Raw genomic sequence first — 20378 nt, forward strand, 5'->3', positions numbered from 1 at the left:
GTTTTATAAATTGTATTTTGTTTACTTATTTATACATTACCTCGCCATTATTGCTGAATTGCAATAATAGTAATAGCGATAATAATGTTATTTAAGTTTTTCATTTCAGATAATTGAATCGCAAATGTATTAATTATTTTGAGAAGATTTCAATAACTTTTTTTAGTTTTTGTAAAAAACTGAAAACAGAGACTGAAAACTACTTTTTAACCGGAGGGTATTGTGCCATAATTTTAGATACAAACTCGGCAACCTTTTCGTCTTTTTTAGCAACGTTTTTGGTTAGCGTTCCAACACCTTCTCCTTGCCAGATCATTTCTTTTTTCTTAGCATCAATCAAATCAATGAATAAAGTTCCTTCAGTAGAAGTAGAAACGGTAGTTTGGTTTCCTCCGTACATCATGTAAGGATTCCATCCCCAACCCCAACCGTAACCCCAGCCAGCACTAAATTGATTTACATTGACTTGTTCTCTTGCTTTAGTAAAAATATTAACTAATAAATCAGGGTTTTCGCTTTTGGTAAAACCTTTGGCCTGCATTTGATCATCGATGGCACGTAGAATACGTCTTTTATCCAAATCAGATATTTCAACCTTGTCAATTCCGGGCTTGAAGAAAGCATAAGTTTTGTAAGAGGCAAAATTTACGTTTTTGTCGTAATCAGAGTAAACGCTGACTGTGCTGCATGATGCTAGTATTAAAAGCAAAAAAACGGGTACTAATTTGAATGTTTTCATATGTTAAAAATTTAATGTTCTCTTTGATCTGCCTGACTGAGCGTCGCCCGTCAAACTGAGCGCCGCTCGGTCAGACTAAGCGTAGTCCGTCAGACTGAGCGCAGTCGAAGTCCCCCCCCTTTTTTTCGTCAGCTTTTCAACTCCGCTGCGCTTGACATTACGATCTAAAATAGATTTTCATCTACCCTATTAGGTAAAGTCACTTTTAATAAAGGCTGAACTTCCATTGCTCTTTTGATAGCAAAAATAGCCTCGTCATTTCTGGCCCAGCTTCTTCTTGAAATTCCGTTGTTAACATCCCAAAAAAGCATTGAGGCTAAACGTTTTGAAGCCTCTTTAGATCCATCAAGAACCATACCAAAACCACCGTTTATAACCTCTCCCCAGCCAACTCCGCCGCCATTATGTATAGAAACCCAGGTTGCTCCTCTAAAGCTGTCTCCAATCACGTTTTGGATGGCCATATCGGCTGTAAAGCGTGATCCGTCGTAGATGTTAGAGGTTTCTCTGTACGGAGAATCTGTTCCCGAAACATCATGATGATCGCGTCCTAAAACAACCGTTCCAATTTCACCTTTGGCAATAGCCTGATTGAAAGCCTCGGCAATTTTAATTCGGCCTTCGGCATCGGCATATAAAATTCTGGCTTGCGAACCCACAACCAGTTTGTTCTCTTGTGCGCCTTTGATCCATTTGATATTGTCCTGCATTTGCTGCTGGATTTCATTTGGAGCTGTTTGGGCCATTTCTTCTAAAACCTGACTGGCGATAGCATCTGTTTTCTGTAAATCTTCCGGTTTTCCTGAAGTACAAACCCATCTAAACGGACCAAAACCGTAATCAAAACACATAGGTCCCATGATGTCCTGAACATAACTTGGGTATCTAAAATCAATATTATTTTCAGCCATAACATCAGCACCTGCGCGTGAAGCTTCTAATAAAAAGGCATTTCCGTAATCAAAAAAGTAAGTCCCTTTTGCAGTGTGTTGGTTAATCGCTTTCGCCTGACGACGTAATGATTCCTGTACTTTTTCTTTGAACAATTCAGGATTATTAGCCATCATTTCGTTAGCTTCTTCAAAAGAAATTCCAACTGGATAGTAACCTCCTGCCCAAGGATTGTGAAGAGAAGTCTGGTCCGAACCCAAATCAATTTTGATGTTTTCTTTGTCGAAACATTCCCAAACGTCTACTACATTTCCTAAGTAAGCAATGGATACCACTTCTTTATTGGCTTTTGCTGTAAGGACTCTTTTTACCAGTTCATCTGTCGAAGTTACGATTTCATTTATCCAGCCCTGCTCGTGACGAATCTTGGTGATTTTTGGATTTACTTCTGCACAAACCGTGATACAGCCGGCAATATTTCCGGCTTTTGGCTGTGCGCCCGACATTCCGCCAAGCCCTGAAGTTACAAAAAGATTTCCTTCCGGATTTTGTTTGATTTTTCTAAAACCGTTCAAAACCGTAATCGTTGTTCCGTGTACAATTCCTTGTGGCCCTATGTACATATAACTTCCCGCAGTCATTTGTCCGTATTGCGAAACACCTAAGGCATTCATTTTTTCCCAATCATCCGGTTTCGAATAATTTGGGATAACCATTCCGTTTGTTACGACAACTCTTGGAGCTTCTGCATGCGAAGGAAACAATCCCATCGGATGACCTGAGTACATGGTCAAGGTTTGCTCGTCTGTCATTTCAGACAGGTATTGCATCGTGAGTAAATATTGCGCCCAGTTTTGAAAAACAGCTCCATTTCCACCATAAGTAATCAGTTCATGTGGGTGTTGTGCTACAGCATAATCCAAATTGTTCTGAATCATGTGCATGATGGCTTTTGCCTGCAATGATTTTCCAGGATATTCGTCAATTGGTCGGGCATACATTCTGTACTCCGGGCGAAAACGGTACATGTAAATACGTCCGTAAGTTTCTAATTCTTCTGAAAACTCCTGAATTAATTCTGCATGATGTTTGGCATCAAAATAACGCAGGGCATTTTTTAAAGCCAGCTTTTTTTCTTCTGCTGATAGGATTTCTTTTCGCTTTGGCGCATGGTTAATCGCTAAATCGTATGTTGCCTTTGGAGGTAATATGGTAGGTATTCCTTGTTGTATTTGTTCTTTGAAAGTCATTTTTTTAGGTACTAAGTTGCTAAGATTCTAAGCTGCTAAGGTTTTGATCTAAGCAGGCAATAATCTGCGATTTATTAAATAGGCTATAAACTCCATCGGAGCGACATGGCAATTAAAGAAATAGAATAATTATCTAATTTGCAAATTGTCACATTTTCTAATTAAAAAATAACTAAGGATAACGGATATCCGACCTGTGATAGGATTTGTGGATAGTAATCCTAAATTTTCGAAACAGAATATCCATAAATAGATTTTTAGATTTTAGGTTGTTGATTTTAGATTTGTCCTTCGATTTCGCTCAGGACGACGACGTGTAAAATTAGTTAGTTTTAAAATTTAAGAAATTCTCTAATTGTTAAATTGCCACATTCTCTAATTCGTTTTTTTTCTAATTTCGCCTGTTCGTTTGTCAAACCCATACGGACAATGACGACAGCCGCTTTTACAGCAATAACCACGTTTTAGATGGTGTTTTTCAGTAAAGCATTTATAACCTTCGGGGGTATAGTAAAAATCTTCCCCTTCGATTAATTTATTTTCATTACTTTGCTCCTTCATAAATCTGCATTGCGTTCGTGTTCCTCATTTTTTAAAATCAAAAATAATTAATAGATTGTGATTTTAATGAAATCGGACAAATTTCATCTACAAATTTATAAATTTTACGGCTAATGTTTCTGATTGTTGCTAAATATTTAATTCCAAAAGGGTATCGGGGAATGGCTGTGTTTCCGTTTGTGATTTTAAAATATGATGCAGATAAAGAAAATGCTGTTTTCGTCAATCATGAAAAAATTCACCTGAGACAGCAATTGGAATTATTAGTTCTTCCGTTTTATATTTTTTATGTTTTAGAATATGCAATTCGGCTGATACAATATAAAAACAAAGAGCTGGCCTATCGGAATATAAGTTTTGAAAGAGAAGCTTACGCCAATGAAACTCACCTTAATTATTTGAAAAGCCGATCTTTTTTTGGTTTTTTGAATTACTTAACTTTAAAACATTATTAGATTTTGAATCAGGAAATCCAAATCGCTTTTCCAAAGGGCATTACGCTGACTATAAAACGGGAAGATTTAATTCATCCCTTTGTTTCCGGGAATAAATTCAGGAAACTGAAATACAATTTGCTTCAGGCGAAAGCTGAAAATAAAAAGACTCTGCTGACTTTTGGCGGTGCTTTTTCCAATCATATTGCAGCGGTTGCTTATGCCGGAAAAGAGCAGGGTTTTAGAACAATTGGCGTGATTAGAGGTGACGAGCTTTTTGATAAAATAGAAGAGAATCCAACGCTAAAATTTGCTCAGGAAAACGGAATGCAGTTTGAATTTGTGACGCGGGAGGAGTATCGGCTTAAAAATGAAAATGCCTTCATCGAAAAGTTAAAAGATAAGTTTGGCGATTTCTATTTAGTGCCTGAGGGCGGAACCAATGAATGGGCAGTAAAAGGCTGTGAAGAGATTTTGACCGAAGAAGATGCCATTTTTGATTTCGTTTGTTGTGCGGTAGGAACGGGTGGCACGATAGCGGGATTGATTAATAGTGCGCTACCGCATCAGAAAATTTTAGGATTTCCGGCATTAAAAGGTGACTTTTTAACCGATGAAATTTGTATTTTTGCAAAGAAAGATAACTGGGATTTAATTTCTGACTATCATTTTGGAGGTTATGGGAAGGTAAATTTGGAATTAATTGAATTTATCAATACTTTTTTTGAAGAAACTAAAGTGCCTTTGGATCCAATTTATACGGGAAAGATGGTTTTTGGCGTTATAGACTTAATACATAAAAACTATTTTCCTGAACATTCAAGAATATTATTGATCCATACCGGCGGATTGCAGGGAATTGCGGGGATGAATATTAAATTGAAGCAGAAAAAATTACCAATACTTAAAAGCAATGGTTAAAAAAATATTAGCACTTTTAATGCTGGCAACTGTAGTAGGCTGCTCTTCAAGTAAACCTACTATCGCGACGACCAAAAAAGCGGCGGCAGTCCAGAGGTCCAGAGTGGCAACAACCAAAAAGCCAACTTATACCAAACCAATTGGCAAAAAACACCCTTCTACAAACAATACAACTGAGGTTATTCAGTCTACTTCAAAAACAGTTGTCACCAGCGATTTAATCAATAATTATATTTTACAGTACAAAGATATTGCAATAGGCAATATGCAGAAGTATGGTATTCCTGCAAGTATCATTCTGGCACAGGGAATCTTAGAATCCGGTGCAGGAAAAGGAGATTTGGCCCTGGAAGCCAATAATCATTTTGGAATTAAATGTCATAAAGACTGGTTGGGAGAAAGTGTGCGTCATGATGATGATTCAGCTCAGGAATGTTTCAGGAAATATGCAGAAGCTGCAGAATCGTATAGAGATCATGCTTTATTTTTGGTTGGGAAAAATAGATATGCGACTCTATTTACTTACGAAAAAGACGATTATAAATCCTGGGCAAAAGGATTAAGAGCTGCAGGTTATGCTACAGATCCCAACTATCCGGATAAATTAATTAGCTATATTGAACGATACAATTTGCATCAATACGATTGTCAGGTTACCGGAAAAAGCTATAAACCTTTTGAAAAATCAGCTCCGGTAAGAAGTTCTTCTGTTTCTTCTACCGCTCCTTCCTCTTCTAATTCAAATGATCCAAATCTGTATGAAGTGCAGAAAGGAGATACCTTGTATTCGATTTCAAAAAAATTCAATGTATTGGTTGACGATTTAAAACAAAAAAATAATCTTTCGGATAACGCGATTTCGATCGGACAGAAGTTGAGAGTGAAATAATTATCAATTATCAATTGTTAATTATTAATTTTCTAGAAAGTTGTTTATGAAAAAGAAAGTCAAAATTGGAATTTTTACTTTTGCTATAATTTTAAGCACGAGGCTTTTTTGTGGGGTCTATGATCATGATGAATTTGCAGAAAGTCATTTTTTTATAAAACACCGCCCAATCTGGAAATGGAATTTTTACTCGCCAATTGGAATGTCTGATAAAAAAAATGAGGAACTTACTGATGAGGAACAAATCGAACAAAAATATTTTAATACGTTTATTAGAGATCAAGGCTTAAGCCGATAAATAAATGTAACTAGAGAAATCTAAAATTTAAAATCTAAAATATTTATAAAAGAAGTAGTCAGCTTTTTGCTGAAGCAGAAAAAGTAATTCCGGGTGGAGTAAATTCGCCGGTAAGAGCATTTAAAGCGGTTGGTGGAACTCCAATTTTTGTAAAGAGTGCCAAAGGTGCTTATTTGTATGACGAAGATGGAAATAAATTAATCGATTATATCAATTCATGGGGGCCAATGGTTTTAGGACATGCCTACCAACCGGTTGTGCATGCGGTAATTGAAAAAGCAAAACTGGGAACTTCATTTGGTATGCCAACGGAATTAGAAACGGAGATTGCTGCTTTAGCGGTTTCTATGGTTCCGAATATTGATAAAATAAGATTTGTAAATTCAGGTACAGAGGCTTGTATGAGTGCCATTCGTCTGGCTAGAGGATTTACAAAAAGAGATAAAATCGTAAAATTTGCAGGCTGTTATCACGGACATTCTGATTCATTTTTGATTCAGGCCGGAAGTGGTGCCGTGACATTCGGATCACCAAACAGCCCCGGAGTTACGGAAGGAACTGCAAAAGATACTTTATTGGCAAAATACAATGATTTAGAGAATGTAAAAACTTTAATCGAAGCGAATAAAGGCGAAATCGCTGCCATTATTATCGAAGCTGTTGCCGGAAATATGGGTTGTATCCCGCCTCAAAAAGGTTTTCTGGAAGGCTTAAGAGAATTGTGTACCGCAAACGGAATTTTACTGATTTTTGATGAGGTAATGACAGGCTTCCGTCTGGCTCGTGGTGGGGTTCAGGAATTGTACAACATCAATGCCGATATTGTGACTTTCGGAAAAGTAATTGGCGGAGGTCTGCCAGTAGGTGCTTTTGCAGCCCGCGAAGAAATCATGAATTATCTGGCGCCGCTTGGTCCGGTATATCAGGCAGGAACATTATCCGGTAATCCGCTGGCAATGGCTGCAGGTTTAGCAATGTTACAGGCACTAAATAATGATCCGGCAATCTTTACTCGTTTAGAAGAAAAAACAGCGTATTTAGAAGCTGGAATCGACAGGGTTTTAAAAGCCAATAATGTTGTTTTTACCATCAATAGAGTAGGGTCGATGATTTCTGTTCACTTTGATGCAAATCCGGTTGTTGATTTTCAAACTGCTGCGAAAGGCGATAATGAAACGTTTAAGAAATTCTTTCACGGCTTGTTACAAGAAGGTGTTTATATTGCCCCATCGGCTTATGAAACCTGGTTTATTACCGATGCACTAACTTATGAAGACCTGGATTTTACAATCAATGCAATCGATAAAGTTTCGAAGACTTTTTAAATCTTAGAAATTAAAGTATATATTTTTTTTTCAATTGAAGGCTCAGTTTTTTTAGTAAAGCTGGGTCTTTTTTTCATTGTAGTTTTCATTTTAGTTTTCAGTCGCAGTTTTCAGTCGCAGTTTTCAGTCGCAGTTTACACTATCCAGTCTCATTTTTACAATTTAAATTCTAAAATCAGTAAGTAGTTAATGAAAAGTTAATAAATGGGTTTTCCGTCGTATATTCAGGATAAAAATTATTTTTGTTTATTAAATAACCATTAAACCTGCAGTAAATGAAGAAATTTCTCATTTTAACTACAATAGCGGCATTTGTGCTATTTCCCACTTCTCAATTTGCACAATCAAATAAGAAAAAATCTAAAAAAGACGAATCGGCAGCTGCCTCGCCGGAGAAAAAACCGGAGTCAGCAATTAAAGACTATAGTAAAGTAATCACCAAAGACGCTATCTCAGATGACGGACTTTTTAAAGTGCACAAAGTCGATAAAAAATACTATTTTGAGATTCCGAATAAATACCTGAACAAAGACATGCTTTTAGTAAGCCGATTGTCAAAACTGCCTTCTAATTTGGGTGGCGGTTATGTGAATGCAGGATCGGAAACTAATGAGCAATTAATTGTTTGGCAGCGTTTTCAGGATAAAATTCTGATCAAATCAAAATCATACAATGCGGTAGCCAATGATAGTTTACCGATTAGTATTTCGGTAAAATCAAATAACTATGAACCTACTTTATTTGCATTTGATATTGTAGCTTTTAGTAAAGATTCGGCCAACACTGTTGTGGATGTTACCAAATTTTACAGTACTGATGTTAAGGCTATCAGCGGAATATCGGCAGAAATGCGTGAAATGTATAAAGTAAAAGGGCTTGATGATTCGAGAAGTTTTATTAATACCATCAAGAGTTTTCCGATGAATATCGAGGTCATTCAGGATATGACCTATAATGCTTCAAAGCCATCGATGCTGGAAGATACAGAATCGATTAGTATTCAGATGAACCAGTCGATGATTTTATTGCCTGAAGTGCCAATGAAGCCTAGGCTAGCAGATCCAAGAGTTGGTTGGTTTACCGTAAGTCAGTACGATTATGGAAGTAATGAATTAAAATCAGATCTTAAAACCTATATTCGTCGTTGGAGATTGGAACCAAAAGATCCGGAAGCCTATGCAAGAGGAGAGCTAGTTGAACCGGTAAAACCTATCGTTTACTATTTGGATCCTGCGACTCCCGAAAAACTGCGCAAGTATATCAAACAAGGAATAGAAGAATGGCAAAAGCCTTTTGAAACAGCAGGATTTAAGAATGCAATTATCGCAAAAGATGCTCCGACAAAAGAAGAAGATCCTGATTTTAGTCCGGAAGATGTTCGATATTCTGTTGTTCGTTATGTTGCAAGTACCACGCGGAATGCAGTTGGTCCGAGTGTTTCAGATCCAAGAAGCGGTGAAATAATCGAAAGCGATGTGATTTGGTATCACAATCATTTACGTTCCTACAGAAACCGATATTTACTAGAAACCGGAGCAGCAAACCCATCAGCCAGAACTTTACAAACCGGCGACGAAGAAATGGGAGAGATGATGCGTATGGTAATCGCTCACGAAGTGGGTCATGCTTTAGGTTTTCCGCATAATATGGGCGCAAGCTGTGCCTATGACGTAGAAAGTTACCGAAATGGTGATTTTACCCAACAAAACGGAATTTCTGCCAGTATAATGGACTATGCGAGATACAATTATATCGCGCAGCCGGGAGATAAAAATATTCGTTTTATTCGTAAAATGGGGGCTTACGATCACTATGCTTTAAACTGGGGATACAGAGTGATTCCAAATGCAAAATCTCCTCAGGACGAAAAAGCAACTCTGGACAAATGGATTTTGGACAAAGCCGGAAATCCTTTGTATAAATTTGGAAAACAAAGTAGTGCTTTTGACCCTACTTCGCAAACCGAAGATATTGGAAATAATTCAATGAAAGCAAGTACTTATGGACTTAAAAATCTGGAATATGTTGCTGCGCATTTAAATGAATGGACCAGTAACGTGACCAATAATTATGAAGATCTGGACGAATTGTATAAAGAAATGTTAGATGTTTGGAGCCGATATGTAGGTCATGTGGTGACGAATGTTGGCGGAGTTTATGAAAATACTAAAAATCCAAATCAGGCAGGAAGTGTTTATGAGGTAGTACCGAAAGCGAAACAAATTGAGGCAATGAACTGGCTTCAAACCAATGCTTTTGCATCACCAACATGGATCGTAAATGTAACAACTTTAAAGAATACGGATTTTGCAGGTTATGCAGAGAAATTCAGAAGCTTACAGGTGAGACAGCTAAATAGTTTGCTTAGTATTGGACGTATCGGCAGATTGGTTGATAATGAAATTCTTGGAGCAGACACTTACAAAGCACTGGATTTATTAAGAGATACACGAAAAGGAATCTGGAAAGAGGCCGCAACACCAGGAAATGTTACGATTTATAGAAGAAACCTGCAACGCGGCTATATGGATCGAATGGGAGCCTTAATGACAGAAGAAATCAAGCCATCTGACAGATCAACGGTGTATTATAATGTGGGACAATCTGATGTCAGAGCCCTGGTTCGAGGAGAATTGAATGCATTAAGAAGTATACTTTTGGCAGCAAAAGCAAGACCTGTAAATGCAGAAACCAAATACCATTACGAGGATTGTATTAAGAGAATTGACTTAATTCTTAATCCGAAATAAGAACTTATAAAAAAAGAGGCTTAAAAGCCTCTTTTTTTATGAATGATACTAGTTATTTCCTTTTTTGTATTCTCTCGCTTTCTCTTTTGCTTTTTCTTTTTTTTCGTTCTGTAAAGCGGTCCATTTTTTGTATTGGTCCTCATTCAGTATCGATTTCATTTTGGCATCGTTAGCTGTTTTTTCATCCATTATTTGTTTTTTAAAAGCAGCCTTTTCTTCTGTTGTTGGCTTTGTACCACTGTCTTTTCTGTTTTTACGGTCTTCTCTAAATTTTTCAGCGTTAGCACTTCTGTCAGCCAGAAGCTGTTTTATCTGAGTTTGCTGATTGGCATCTAAATTTAGTTCAGAAGTAAGTTTCTTTAACTGTCTGTCATTGCGTTGTTCCGGAGTTAGTCGCTCTCTTTGTGGTTGAACAGACTGATCCGCTTCTTGTGCAAAACTCGTTATTCCAACGAATAAGAAAGCTGCAATAATTAATTTTTTCATGAGGTACGTTTTTTAATTGTTTATAGCATTTAGACTTTAGCGGATGAAAGAGGTTTAACGAGATTGTCGTAATTATAGTTTATTTAACAAAACTAGCCGTGAAAAAGGTTTACGGCTTGGTCTTTAGTGTTTTAATAATGGTTTTGTCAGTCTATGTTTTTTATCATGTTTTTATAAGAAAAGGTTAATTAAATTTGTTTTCATAATAGAAAGAAGAGACACTTATCATCAAAATCAAAAAATGGAAGAATTATTTAGCAAAAAAAATAAAAACCGGGTTTTAAAAGCGGTAAACGGAGAGATGTCCTATCAGAAGTTAACTGCAGCAGAATTACATCAGTTTGTCCAAAACTGGAATTATGATGATGGAATCGAACCTTTTGAGTGGATTGTCAAACAAAAAACACTTGATAAGGGAACAGTTGTTTGTTTGTATTGGCTGCTGCAGCCTGATTATTTTTGCAGGTTTAAAAGTGAAGATGAGGCAAGAGAAGATTTGTATTTTGAGCAATATAAATTGTTGAAAGAAATTGAGGAAAGATATGTTAACGGTTTTTATCAGGACGAGAATTTTTCCTTTGATCCCAAAGAAAGTTTTGTGGATGAAAATTCCAATCTCGAAGGTATTCCGTCTGAAATGTTGACTAAGACAAAAGGAATAGCTTTCGAACGACAGGATATTGAATTTGCTTTTTTAAGAAATCCGAACGAAAAAGAGCTGAAAACGATCGCCAGCCGTATAGCAGATGCTATAAAGATTATTCAGCTTTCAAATCCGGACTTTGTTTATGACGATACAGATAGGGCAGTAAACGCCATTGTTGAAAGTGTCGAATATTGGAAAAACAATGAACCAGGGAAGGTCAAAATTAAAAATTTGTCTTATTTATGGATGGATTGTATGCATAAAAAGCACAATTGGGAGTGGATTGTCTGGGATTGGGAAACCGGAAATAATCTGGGCGTCACCAATAGTACAAAAGAGTTGACCTGTTTGGCAGATACGATTATCAATCATACCATAGACGGATTTCAACCTGCTTCGATCATTTCTGATTTGTACAAAGAGATGAAGGGAGTAAATAATTTTTATGATCTAAAGAGAGATCCTTACAGCGGAATCGGATTATTGTTTAGCACCGATCATTTGAAGTTTAGAGGATAACAAGCAGGAAGGATTTTTTTGCTAAAAAAGAGAGACGAAGAGATCGTTTGGTTTTTCAAAGGGTAACATTTTACACGTATGGGATTAAGAAAAATTACAGTTGAAGAGAATGTTTATTGGTACAAAAGCGTTACTAAGTATGCACTTGATACAGAAGCGGCAACATTTGAAATAACGATATTCCTGGAAGGTCATAAACAAACTCCATTGAAAATCAGTTTTGTTACATGGGAAGATTTGTATGCTGGAAACCCTTTAAATACTGGAGTAGTGTTAGCCAGAGTATCTGATAAAGAAACCGAAAGCGTCAATTTAAACCGGCCAAAATATATCAGAGAATGCATTTTATACGGATTGAAAAAGGCATGGAATGGTGGCAATAAAGTTGCAGTGATGGATGGTTTGGAGATCCTTAAAAGTTTAGGTTATGATGTTTCCTGTCTTTGCCCAAAAGACGGATTGGTTGTTGCACATGGAAAAGAATATTTAAAGTAAGTTGATTTTTCAGGATCAGAAGTTACTTCAGAAGAATTGTTTAATTTAGTAGAACAGGAAGTTAAAAATCTCAAAAAATAGTAATCAAGATGAGTTTAAAGGATACAGTAAATACAAATAAAATAGCTTTTTTTTCAACGCAGCCTTACGATAAAACCTTCTTTAATAAATACAATGATTCGTTTGGTTTTGAATTGGATTTCTTTGAAACACAATTAAATCCTCAAACGGCTGCATTGATTGAAAAAGCATTGATTGTTTGTGTTTTTGTGAATGATATTGTCAATGAAGCAGTATTGAAACAATTGGCTGAAAAAGGAGTGAAGATTATTGCCTTGCGTTGTGCGGGTTTTAATAATGTTGATTTGGATGCTGCTAAAAAGTACAATTTAAAAGTTTGCCGCGTTCCAGCTTATTCGCCTCAGGCTGTTGCGGAGCATGCAATGGCAATGATTTTAACGTTGAACAGAAAAACACATAAAGCTTACAATAGAGTTAGGGAACAAAATTTTTCACTAAATGGTTTATTAGGATTCGATTTGTTTGGGAAGACTGTCGGAATCATTGGAACAGGGAATATTGGAAAAGCTTTTGCAAAGATTGCGATAGGATTTGGCTGTAAAGTTCTGGCATATGATATCGTGACAAGCACAGAAATGGAAAAAGACGGCGTTCGGTTTGTTTCGTTGGAAGAAATCTTTACGTCCAGTGATATAATCTCCTTACACTGTCCTTTAAACGATCAGACGAAACATATTGTTAACAAGGAGTCTATTATTTTAATGAAAGACAGCGTGATGATCATCAATACCAGCCGTGGAGCTTTGATTGAAACAGCGGCTGTTATCGAAGGTTTGAAAGAAGGTAAAATAGGCTATTTAGGAATTGATGTTTACGAACAGGAGGAGAAATTGTTCTTTAGGGATCTTTCGGCTGATATTATTCAGGACGATGCGATTCAGCGTTTAATGAGTTTTCCAAATGTATTGGTGACGGCACATCAGGCCTTTTTTACGAATGAGGCTTTAACGCAGATCGCCTTGGTGACTTTTAACAATATCAAGTCTTTACTGGATCAGAATGATATTGAAAATAAAGCAGCTTTGTTAGTTTAAATGGAATCACAAACCCGACAGTTTTTTTAAACCTGTCGGGTATAAAAACAGAATCGTAAAAATTAAAAAAAGAGAAAATATGAAAAGAAAAATTTTAATGGCATTTGTAATTTTAGGAATGATTTCGTGTCAGAATAAAGAAAAAACAGAAAAAGAAAATGTTGTGGAGGCCATTGCAACTGACACCATAACAAAAACAGCAACCGGAACAGCAGCTGTGAGTGAGGCTCCTGTAAAAGACGATAAAACGGTAGAGTTAATCAGAAAGCAGCTTCTGGTATTGCTGAAGAAAGATTTGCCAGCACTGACAAAAGAGGATAGGTTTTTTTATTATGATGCATTTGATTTAAATAATGATCAGAAAGAGGAGTATTTTGTAGGTTTCTCTAATTCCTATTTTTGTGGAAGTGGTGGCTGCTCAGGATATATTTTAAATAATGACGGAAGTCTGATTAATTCTTTTACGGTAACTGATTTTCCAATTTATGTAACCACTTCAGTATCTGAAAAATTCTATAATCTAATAGCAGTAAGTGGAGGGAAATTTCATCTTCTAAAACTGAAAAACGGAAAATATCCGTCAAATCCATCTGTTCAGGAAGTTGTCAAAGAGGAGGCTTCAAGAGAAAGTGCAAAGGTTTTAGATATTGATGGAAAGAAGTTGGAGAAGTACTCGTTTTAAAAAGCAAACGCGACAGGTTTTAGGAAACCTGTCGCGTTTACTTTTTTCAAAAACGTATTTTATTTTTTTAAGATTTTAGGCAACGTTTTGGGATTTTGGCGATTGTCCCAAAAGGCCATTACAATTAATTCTTTAGGAGTTAATTTATAGAAAATATTATAGTGTCCTAATGTTGAGGTGTGTATGTCAGGAAAATTTGTTTTAACGTAGATTTCAGGATTGAGAATTAAAAACTGAACTCTTTGTGCAATTTCAGCAATTAACTTTTTAGGGTAAACAGATGATTTATTTCTTTTAGTCCAGTAAATCAATATTTTTCTTCTCTGTAAAACAGCAGTTTTAGTCTAGACTACTTTGACAGCCATTCTAAATCTTCTTTGTCTAAATCCTCCTGAGAAGTAACTCTTCCATATTTTATGTCTTCCTCACTTTCATTAAGAACGTCTATCCCATATTGCTCTAATTGATACGTTTTAGAAATGTCGGTATTTTTTAAAAGGCTTCTGATTTTTTCAAGTAAAGTGATATCCTCAATGTTTTTGAGTCTGTCAAATATTTCTAATTTTAGTTCCAGTGTTCCCATCGTCATTAGTTTTGAATATCAAAGTTATACAAAATATACTAAAAAAAACCCGACAGGTTTTCAAACCTGTCGGGTTTAAATATTAAAATAGTAAGGGGGTATTTTAGAATTATAAAACCCTAAAATTGACTTTTTTATAAAACTATCCTACCAATTCCACAAATTTAAACTCCCCCTCAACAGCGACTTTAGTCAAACCGTGTTTAGATAAGTTTTTCATGGATGCATCCCATTTTTTACCGCTTAAATTAGCAGTAATTTTTAGTTGCTGAAGATCCATTTTGTTTTCATTTCCTTTCAATAAATCAACGATAAATTTCTCTTCGTCTGATAATTCGACAGTCTGTTTTTTCTCCGGGCGCATTTGCGGGAATAATAAAACTTCCTGAATTGATGCATTATTGGTTAAATACATAATCAAACGATCCATTCCAATACCCATTCCTGATGTTGGAGGCATACCATATTCTAAAGCTCTTAAGAAATCCTCGTCGATGATACCGTTTGCTTCATCATCACCTTTTGCAGCCAGACGCATTTGGTCTTCAAAACGCTCTCTTTGATCAATTGGGTCGTTTAATTCAGAATAAGCATTCGCAATTTCTTTACCACAAACCATTAGTTCAAAACGTTCGGTTAAGTCTGGATTATCGCGGTGTTCTTTGCATAGCGGAGACATTTCTTTTGGGTAATCCGTAATGAAAGTAGGCTGAATGTAATTTCCTTCACATTTTGCACCAAAGATTTCATCGATTAGTTTTCCTTTCCCCATTGTTTTGTCAACTTCGATTCCCATTCCTTTTGCAGCTTCAAAAAGCTCTTCTTCTGTTTTTCCTGAGATGTCAAACCCGGTAAAATGTTTGATCGAATCCGTCATCGTAACACGGGCGTAAGGCGCTTTAAAGTTGATTTTATGCTCACCAAAAGTAACTTCGCTTGTTCCGTTTACGGCAATCGCACAATGTTCCAGCAGGCCTTCTGCAAATTCCATCATCCAGTTGTAGTCTTTGTAGGCTACATATATTTCCATTGCAGTAAACTCAGGGTTATGTGTTCTGTCCATTCCTTCATTACGGAAGTTTCGGGAAAACTCATAAACACCTTCAAATCCACCAACAATTAATCTTTTTAAATACAATTCGTTTGCAATACGCATGTAAAGTGGAATATCAAGCGAATTATGGTGCGTGATAAAAGGTCTTGCCGAAGCACCGCCGGGAATCGATTGTAAAACCGGTGTGTCAACCTCAAGATATCCGGCATCGTTAAAATAACCACGCATAGCGGTAAACAACTTGGTACGTTTGATAAACGTTTCTTTAACATGCTGATTCACCGTTAGATCTACATAACGCATTCTGTAACGCAATTCAGCATCATTAAAAGCATCGTGTACATTTCCGTCCTCATCAACTTTTGGTAAAGGCAACGGACGTAATGTTTTACTCAAAAAAGTAAACCCGCTCACACGAATACATTTCGCTCCAACCTGAGTCGTGAACAATTCTCCTTCGATACCAATAAAGTCTCCTAAATCGGTTAATTTTTTAAAAACCTGATTGTATAACGTTTTATCGTCACCTTCGCACAAAACATCGCGATTCACGTACAATTGAATACGCCCTTCACTATCCTGCAATTCAGCAAAACAAGCTTTTCCCTGATCTCTCACACTCATCAAACGTCCCGCAACGATCACCTTCTTACCTTCCTCAAAAGATTCCTTTATCTGCTTTGAAGTATGATTTACAGGAAAAAGATTAGCCGGATAAGGATTGATTCCTAAGTTGCGTAAGTTTTGAAGTTTTTCTCTTCGGATGATTTCTTGTTCTGATAATGCCATTTTGTGCTCTTTTTTAAGTGTGCAAAGATAAAGAAAAGAATGTAGATTTCAGAATGCTGATTTTAGATTTTTTGAAGCAGTAATTTTCAGGTTTTCAAGGTAGTTTTGTCCCGCTATCCACTTGTATCTTTTCTAAGATTCTAAGATTATGAGGTTCTGAGAATCTAAGAATCCAACAAAACGATTAAACGATTAAACAAATCACCAATTAAACAATTAACGAAACTTCGTATCTTTGAGAAAAAATTAACCACAATGAAATTATATAAGTTACTCAGTTTTTCTTTTTTATTTGCCACTCTGGCAAGCTGTACTTTTACCGAAAATATTTATGTAAGTGATAACGGAACCGGAAAATTTTCTTTAGATATGGACGGTTCTTCTTTAATGGCGATGGCAGGAGATCAGATTGGTAATCAATTGGGAGCGAATAACAAAAAAAATATGGATTCTACTTTTACCTTCAAACAGCTATTGGCGGATAAAGAGGAAAGCATTTCAAAATTATCTCCGGAAGTTCAGAGTGAAATAAAAAAATTGGAAGATCTTGTGGTGAATATCAAAGTGAATGAGGAGAAAAAAGAATTTCTGATGACATTTTCGGAAGACTTTAAAAAAGTAAATGACTTACATGATATATTACAATCGGTGAATACACTTCAAAAGCTGGTTGGCGGAGCAGATGCTTCAACACCCTTTGTAGGAGGTTTGGGAGACAACAACAGTAAAGTAAGTTTTAATTACGACGGAAAGAAATTTACCCGTAAAGCGACAGTCGACAAACAAAAACAAGCAGAGAAAGTGAAAGATACGACAGCCGAAATGTCAAAAATGGTTTTTGCATCTTCTACTTATGTTTTAAAATACCATTTCCCAAAACGCATTAAAAAAGTATCAAATCCGACCGCTTTGTTTAGTGAAGACCGAAAAACAGTTACAATTCAATACCCTTTCACGGATTATATGGAGAATCCTGACAAACTTAACTTTGATGTTGAGTTTGAAAAATAATTAAGATGAATAAAAAAATCCAACTTCAGGATTTAGGAAGCAGAGACTATAAATCGACCTGGGAATATCAGGAAGAATTGTTCAAAGATATAGTCGACCTAAAAATCAGAAACAGAAGAGAAGAGCTTGATTTAGAAACACCCAACTACTTGTTGTTTGTAGAGCATCCACACGTGTACACATTAGGAAAAAGCGGTGATTTCGAGAACTTACTCTTGAACGAAAAACAATTGGAGGCCAAAGGAGCTACCTTCTATAAAATCAATCGTGGTGGTGATATCACCTATCATGGGCCGGGACAGATTGTGGGCTACCCCATTTTAGATCTGGAGAATTTCTTTACCGATATTCATAAGTATTTACGTTTTCTCGAAGAATCGATTATCCTCACTTTAGAAGAATACGGTTTAAAGTCCGGACGAAGTGACGGTGAAACAGGAGTCTGGCTGGACGTTGGAACTCCGTTTGCCAGAAAAATTTGTGCGCTTGGTGTTCGTGCGTCACGCTGGGTAACCATGCATGGATTTGCTTTAAATGTAAATGTCGATTTGGGTTACTTTGATAACATTATCCCATGCGGAATCCGTGGTAAAGGAGTTACTTCCTTACAGGTAGAACTGGGTGTAGAAAAAGTTGATGAAGCAGAAGTAAAAGCGAAAATCATCAAACATTTAACCCATTTGTTTGAAGCGGACTTTGTTTAAAAAAAAAGAGCTTTTGAAATATAAAATAGTATGATACATGCTGAAGAAAATAACAATTATAGAATTGCGGTTCCTTCAGCATTTGATACTGTTTTTTCACATTTTTATTTTGCAGAGAATAAAGGCAATATTCCTGTAACGGAAACACTATTGCCTACTTTTCAGACCATTCTAGTTTTTATTTTTGGAGAAGGTGTTTCTTTAAAATCACAACAAAATACAACTCTTGAAGCACAGAAATGTCTTGTTTTAGGACCAATAAAACAAGCTTTTGAATACACTTTAAATCCTGATTCGGAGATTTTAGTTGCCAATTTTAAAGAAGATGCATTTTATAGATTTTTTGGACATGCGCTTCTTACTCATTCTTTACCTGTTGATCCTGATACTTTGATTGCCGAAAATTGTTTTGCCCTTTTATGGGAAGAACTTAAGGAACTCTCTAATCCAAACGAACGTGTTGATCATATTTTAGAATTTTGCAAACCTTATTTGCGGGAACAACATGTCATGACTTCTCTTTTAACCGATTTTAGAGAAAAAAACATAGATCCGATAAAAGCAGTCGCCTCTGAAACAAATCAGTCACAGCGAAATGTTCAGTTGAATCAAAAGAAGTTTTTTGGCTATACCATCAAAGAAATTAATCGGTACGAGCGTTTTTTAAAAGCAGTAGAGGTAATTCAAAAGGATATTTTAAAAAATGCAAAAACAGACTGGCTTGCTGTTGTAGAGCAATGCGGTTATTACGATCAGAGTCAGTTGATACATGATTTTAAATATTATATGAATATCTCGCCAACCAAATTTCTGAAATTTCAAAGCGATATCTGTAGCTCAAAGAAGATTTAGAAGTCTGCTTTTCGTTTTCTTACAATTGTGATCAGATCCTCGGATTTACATTTGTCATGTTCAATCTTAAAAAACAGAAAACATGAAAAATTTAATCGTTTACGCACATCCAAACACAGGAAGTTTAAATCACTTTTTCAAACAAATTATTGCGGAAAGACTTGAGGAATCCGGGCAGGAATTTGTCGTGAGAGATTTAAACGCAATCAATTTTAATCCGGTTTTATCTTTGGCGGATATGACTGGACAGAGAGTAGGGGAAATTGCCGGAGAGGTTAAAATCGAACAGGATTTTATCGCATGGGCTGACCGCATTGTTTTTATATACCCAATTTGGTGGACAGGAATGCCCGCGATTATGAAAGGTTATATTGACCGTGTTTTTAGTTATGGATTTGCTTATCGATACGATCAGGGAATTCAGAAAGGTTTATTGACAGGGAAAAAGGCAATCATAATCAATTCGCACGGGAAATCAAATGCAGAATACGAATCAATAGGAATGGATAAAGCTTTAGCACTAACGTCAGATATCGGAATTTTTAATTATTGCGGACTAGACGTTCAGAAGCATTTTTATTTTGATAAAGCAGACAGAGCTTCTGACGAGAATGTTTCAGGATGGAGCAATCAGATTAAAGACGTGTTTCAGGAAAAGGTTTTGCAGGTATAATTTGTTATATTTCTGTTTTATAGTGGTTTAAGGCAATTTTTTGGAATTGTTGAAGTTATTTATAAAACCACTTTTTTCTAAAACTTAACCAATTATGCAAAATGTAATAACAGACCTGTCGCGATTTATGCAATTTAATGAAGCGGAAAGTATGGCCTTTAAAAACATACTAAGACTAAAGAAAATCAAAAAAAATGAGCATCTTTTAGTCGAAGGAGAGGTTTGTAATTTCGGAGTTTTTATTGCCGAAGGTTGTATTCGCTATTATTACTCGCTGGATGGAGTAGAATCTACCGGAAACTTCTTCTTTGAAAATGACTGGTATTCTGATTTTGAGAGTTTTCTTTACGGAAAACCTTCATTGCTCAATATAGAAGCTTTGGAAGATTGTGTGTTGTATCTGGCGTACAAACATGATTTTGAAAAACTGGTTGCTGAATATCCTGTATTCAATTCCTTTTTGCGAATTATGATGGAAAGAACCATAAAAGGTCTAACGGGTAGAAATATGGCAATGTCTTTATTGTCGCATGAAGAACGCTATTTACGTTTTTTAAAGTACTGTCCCAAAGTGGTGGAGAGGGTTTCGTTAAAATACATTGCCAGTTATCTGGGAATCCAACCTGAAAGTTTAAGCCGAATTAGAACCAGAATTACATTGAACAGTAAATCTTAACTCAAGTCAATTTTTAAGAAAATTCGGCTCTTTAT

At 36.1% G+C, this 20378-nt stretch carries 22 protein-coding genes; 15 read left to right on the plus strand and 7 right to left on the minus strand.

The genetic code is table 11. From position 1 onward, the window contains the following. Positions 1 to 199: 199 nt before the first annotated feature. From JO950_RS12440 to JO950_RS12450, 3 genes are all read right to left on the minus strand, one after another. Positions 200 to 739: a DUF4136 domain-containing protein gene (locus tag JO950_RS12440; protein WP_202702939.1), complete on the minus strand. Its 540-nt coding sequence runs from the start codon at positions 737 to 739 to the stop codon at positions 200 to 202. Between the two features lie 164 nt (positions 740 to 903). Beyond that, entirely contained in the window at positions 904 to 2880 is a 1977-nt protein-coding gene (locus JO950_RS12445; protein ID WP_202702940.1) for a urocanate hydratase, read from the minus strand. Between the two features lie 375 nt (positions 2881 to 3255). Further along, positions 3256 to 3441 carry a DUF5522 domain-containing protein gene (locus JO950_RS12450; protein ID WP_071636586.1) on the minus strand — a complete coding sequence of 62 codons (186 nt, stop codon included), beginning with the start codon at positions 3439 to 3441 and terminating at the stop codon, positions 3256 to 3258. A 113-nt stretch (positions 3442 to 3554) separates the two neighbouring features. Between JO950_RS12450 and JO950_RS12455 the strand changes: the two genes are divergently transcribed. The 6 genes from JO950_RS12455 to JO950_RS12480 all read left to right on the plus strand — a co-directional run bounded on the left by JO950_RS12455 (position 3555) and on the right by JO950_RS12480 (position 10058). Beyond that, positions 3555 to 3896 (plus strand): hypothetical protein, encoded by a 342-nt coding sequence (locus tag JO950_RS12455; RefSeq protein ID WP_202702941.1) that lies wholly within the window; start codon positions 3555 to 3557, stop codon positions 3894 to 3896. A 3-nt stretch (positions 3897 to 3899) separates the two neighbouring features. Then, positions 3900 to 4796 (plus strand): 1-aminocyclopropane-1-carboxylate deaminase/D-cysteine desulfhydrase, encoded by an 897-nt coding sequence (locus JO950_RS12460; protein ID WP_202702942.1) that lies wholly within the window; start codon positions 3900 to 3902, stop codon positions 4794 to 4796. After that, positions 4789 to 5685, plus strand: coding sequence for a glucosaminidase domain-containing protein (locus JO950_RS12465; RefSeq protein WP_202702943.1), 897 nt, complete (start codon positions 4789 to 4791; stop codon positions 5683 to 5685). The genes JO950_RS12460 and JO950_RS12465 overlap by 8 nt, the downstream gene beginning before the upstream one ends. A gap of 46 nt (positions 5686 to 5731) precedes the next feature. Then, the gene (locus JO950_RS12470) at positions 5732 to 5983 is read left to right on the plus strand and encodes a hypothetical protein (RefSeq protein ID WP_202702944.1); all 252 of its coding nucleotides are present in this window, start codon (positions 5732 to 5734) and stop codon (positions 5981 to 5983) included. Between the two features lie 41 nt (positions 5984 to 6024). After that, the gene (gene hemL, locus JO950_RS12475) at positions 6025 to 7308 is read left to right on the plus strand and encodes a glutamate-1-semialdehyde 2,1-aminomutase (protein ID WP_202702966.1); all 1284 of its coding nucleotides are present in this window, start codon (positions 6025 to 6027) and stop codon (positions 7306 to 7308) included. Between the two features lie 275 nt (positions 7309 to 7583). Then, on the plus strand, positions 7584 to 10058 hold the full coding sequence (locus JO950_RS12480; protein ID WP_202702945.1) for a zinc-dependent metalloprotease: 2475 nt from the start codon (positions 7584 to 7586) through the stop codon (positions 10056 to 10058). A gap of 48 nt (positions 10059 to 10106) precedes the next feature. Here JO950_RS12480 and JO950_RS12485 read toward each other — a convergent pair whose 3' ends face one another. Next, positions 10107 to 10544, minus strand: coding sequence for a hypothetical protein (locus tag JO950_RS12485; protein WP_202702946.1), 438 nt, complete (start codon positions 10542 to 10544; stop codon positions 10107 to 10109). A 241-nt stretch (positions 10545 to 10785) separates the two neighbouring features. On the opposite strand from JO950_RS12485, the gene JO950_RS12490 reads away from it, so the two are divergent. From JO950_RS12490 to JO950_RS12505, 4 genes are all read left to right on the plus strand, one after another. Next, complete coding sequence (locus JO950_RS12490) at positions 10786 to 11709, plus strand: DUF4274 domain-containing protein (protein ID WP_202702947.1); 924 nt, start codon at positions 10786 to 10788, stop codon at positions 11707 to 11709. Between the two features lie 78 nt (positions 11710 to 11787). Further along, positions 11788 to 12204: a hypothetical protein gene (locus tag JO950_RS12495; RefSeq protein ID WP_202702948.1), complete on the plus strand. Its 417-nt coding sequence runs from the start codon at positions 11788 to 11790 to the stop codon at positions 12202 to 12204. Between the two features lie 89 nt (positions 12205 to 12293). Next, complete coding sequence (locus tag JO950_RS12500; RefSeq protein ID WP_202702949.1) at positions 12294 to 13319, plus strand: 2-hydroxyacid dehydrogenase; 1026 nt, start codon at positions 12294 to 12296, stop codon at positions 13317 to 13319. A 79-nt stretch (positions 13320 to 13398) separates the two neighbouring features. Further along, positions 13399 to 14001: a hypothetical protein gene (locus tag JO950_RS12505; RefSeq protein ID WP_202702950.1), complete on the plus strand. Its 603-nt coding sequence runs from the start codon at positions 13399 to 13401 to the stop codon at positions 13999 to 14001. A gap of 59 nt (positions 14002 to 14060) precedes the next feature. Here JO950_RS12505 and JO950_RS12510 read toward each other — a convergent pair whose 3' ends face one another. The 3 genes from JO950_RS12510 to lysS all read right to left on the minus strand — a co-directional run bounded on the left by JO950_RS12510 (position 14061) and on the right by lysS (position 16427). Then, complete coding sequence (locus JO950_RS12510) at positions 14061 to 14312, minus strand: type II toxin-antitoxin system RelE/ParE family toxin (protein WP_202702951.1); 252 nt, start codon at positions 14310 to 14312, stop codon at positions 14061 to 14063. A 38-nt stretch (positions 14313 to 14350) separates the two neighbouring features. Beyond that, the gene (locus JO950_RS12515; protein WP_202702952.1) at positions 14351 to 14584 is read right to left on the minus strand and encodes a hypothetical protein; all 234 of its coding nucleotides are present in this window, start codon (positions 14582 to 14584) and stop codon (positions 14351 to 14353) included. 142 nt (positions 14585 to 14726) lie between these two features. After that, positions 14727 to 16427, minus strand: coding sequence for a lysine--tRNA ligase (lysS, locus tag JO950_RS12520; RefSeq protein WP_070905511.1), 1701 nt, complete (start codon positions 16425 to 16427; stop codon positions 14727 to 14729). Between the two features lie 255 nt (positions 16428 to 16682). Here lysS and JO950_RS12525 point away from each other — a divergent pair, with 255 nt between their 5' ends. From JO950_RS12525 to JO950_RS12545, 5 genes are all read left to right on the plus strand, one after another. Further along, positions 16683 to 17438: a hypothetical protein gene (locus JO950_RS12525; protein WP_202702953.1), complete on the plus strand. Its 756-nt coding sequence runs from the start codon at positions 16683 to 16685 to the stop codon at positions 17436 to 17438. Positions 17439 to 17443: 5 nt separating this feature from the next. Next, entirely contained in the window at positions 17444 to 18142 is a 699-nt protein-coding gene (gene lipB, locus JO950_RS12530) for a lipoyl(octanoyl) transferase LipB (protein WP_202702954.1), read from the plus strand. A gap of 30 nt (positions 18143 to 18172) precedes the next feature. Beyond that, a complete protein-coding gene (locus tag JO950_RS12535; protein WP_202702955.1) occupies positions 18173 to 18994 on the plus strand; it encodes an AraC family transcriptional regulator in 822 nt (273 codons plus the stop codon). An 82-nt stretch (positions 18995 to 19076) separates the two neighbouring features. Beyond that, positions 19077 to 19667: an NAD(P)H-dependent oxidoreductase gene (locus JO950_RS12540; RefSeq protein WP_202702956.1), complete on the plus strand. Its 591-nt coding sequence runs from the start codon at positions 19077 to 19079 to the stop codon at positions 19665 to 19667. 94 nt (positions 19668 to 19761) lie between these two features. Next, complete coding sequence (locus tag JO950_RS12545) at positions 19762 to 20343, plus strand: Crp/Fnr family transcriptional regulator (protein WP_070905507.1); 582 nt, start codon at positions 19762 to 19764, stop codon at positions 20341 to 20343. The last annotated feature ends 35 nt before the right edge of the window (positions 20344 to 20378 follow it).

This window comes from Flavobacterium sp. UGB4466 (genome assembly GCF_903469665.1).
Lineage (GTDB): Bacteria > Bacteroidota > Bacteroidia > Flavobacteriales > Flavobacteriaceae > Flavobacterium > Flavobacterium lipolyticum.

Coding starts and splice junctions, on each gene's coding strand:
- JO950_RS12440 (WP_202702939.1), bottom strand. CDS start 739: ATGAAAACATTCAAATTAGTACCCGTTTTTTTGCTTTTAATACTAGCA.
- JO950_RS12445 (WP_202702940.1), bottom strand. CDS start 2,880: ATGACTTTCAAAGAACAAATACAACAAGGAATACCTACCATATTACCT.
- JO950_RS12450 (WP_071636586.1), bottom strand. CDS start 3,441: ATGAAGGAGCAAAGTAATGAAAATAAATTAATCGAAGGGGAAGATTTT.
- JO950_RS12455 (WP_202702941.1), top strand. CDS start 3,555: ATGTTTCTGATTGTTGCTAAATATTTAATTCCAAAAGGGTATCGGGGA.
- JO950_RS12465 (WP_202702943.1), top strand. CDS start 4,789: ATGGTTAAAAAAATATTAGCACTTTTAATGCTGGCAACTGTAGTAGGC.
- JO950_RS12470 (WP_202702944.1), top strand. CDS start 5,732: ATGAAAAAGAAAGTCAAAATTGGAATTTTTACTTTTGCTATAATTTTA.
- JO950_RS12480 (WP_202702945.1), top strand. CDS start 7,584: ATGAAGAAATTTCTCATTTTAACTACAATAGCGGCATTTGTGCTATTT.
- JO950_RS12485 (WP_202702946.1), bottom strand. CDS start 10,544: ATGAAAAAATTAATTATTGCAGCTTTCTTATTCGTTGGAATAACGAGT.
- JO950_RS12490 (WP_202702947.1), top strand. CDS start 10,786: ATGGAAGAATTATTTAGCAAAAAAAATAAAAACCGGGTTTTAAAAGCG.
- JO950_RS12495 (WP_202702948.1), top strand. CDS start 11,788: ATGGGATTAAGAAAAATTACAGTTGAAGAGAATGTTTATTGGTACAAA.
- JO950_RS12500 (WP_202702949.1), top strand. CDS start 12,294: ATGAGTTTAAAGGATACAGTAAATACAAATAAAATAGCTTTTTTTTCA.
- JO950_RS12505 (WP_202702950.1), top strand. CDS start 13,399: ATGAAAAGAAAAATTTTAATGGCATTTGTAATTTTAGGAATGATTTCG.
- JO950_RS12515 (WP_202702952.1), bottom strand. CDS start 14,584: ATGGGAACACTGGAACTAAAATTAGAAATATTTGACAGACTCAAAAAC.
- lysS (WP_070905511.1), bottom strand. CDS start 16,427: ATGGCATTATCAGAACAAGAAATCATCCGAAGAGAAAAACTTCAAAAC.
- JO950_RS12525 (WP_202702953.1), top strand. CDS start 16,683: ATGAAATTATATAAGTTACTCAGTTTTTCTTTTTTATTTGCCACTCTG.
- lipB (WP_202702954.1), top strand. CDS start 17,444: ATGAATAAAAAAATCCAACTTCAGGATTTAGGAAGCAGAGACTATAAA.
- JO950_RS12535 (WP_202702955.1), top strand. CDS start 18,173: ATGATACATGCTGAAGAAAATAACAATTATAGAATTGCGGTTCCTTCA.
- JO950_RS12540 (WP_202702956.1), top strand. CDS start 19,077: ATGAAAAATTTAATCGTTTACGCACATCCAAACACAGGAAGTTTAAAT.
- JO950_RS12545 (WP_070905507.1), top strand. CDS start 19,762: ATGCAAAATGTAATAACAGACCTGTCGCGATTTATGCAATTTAATGAA.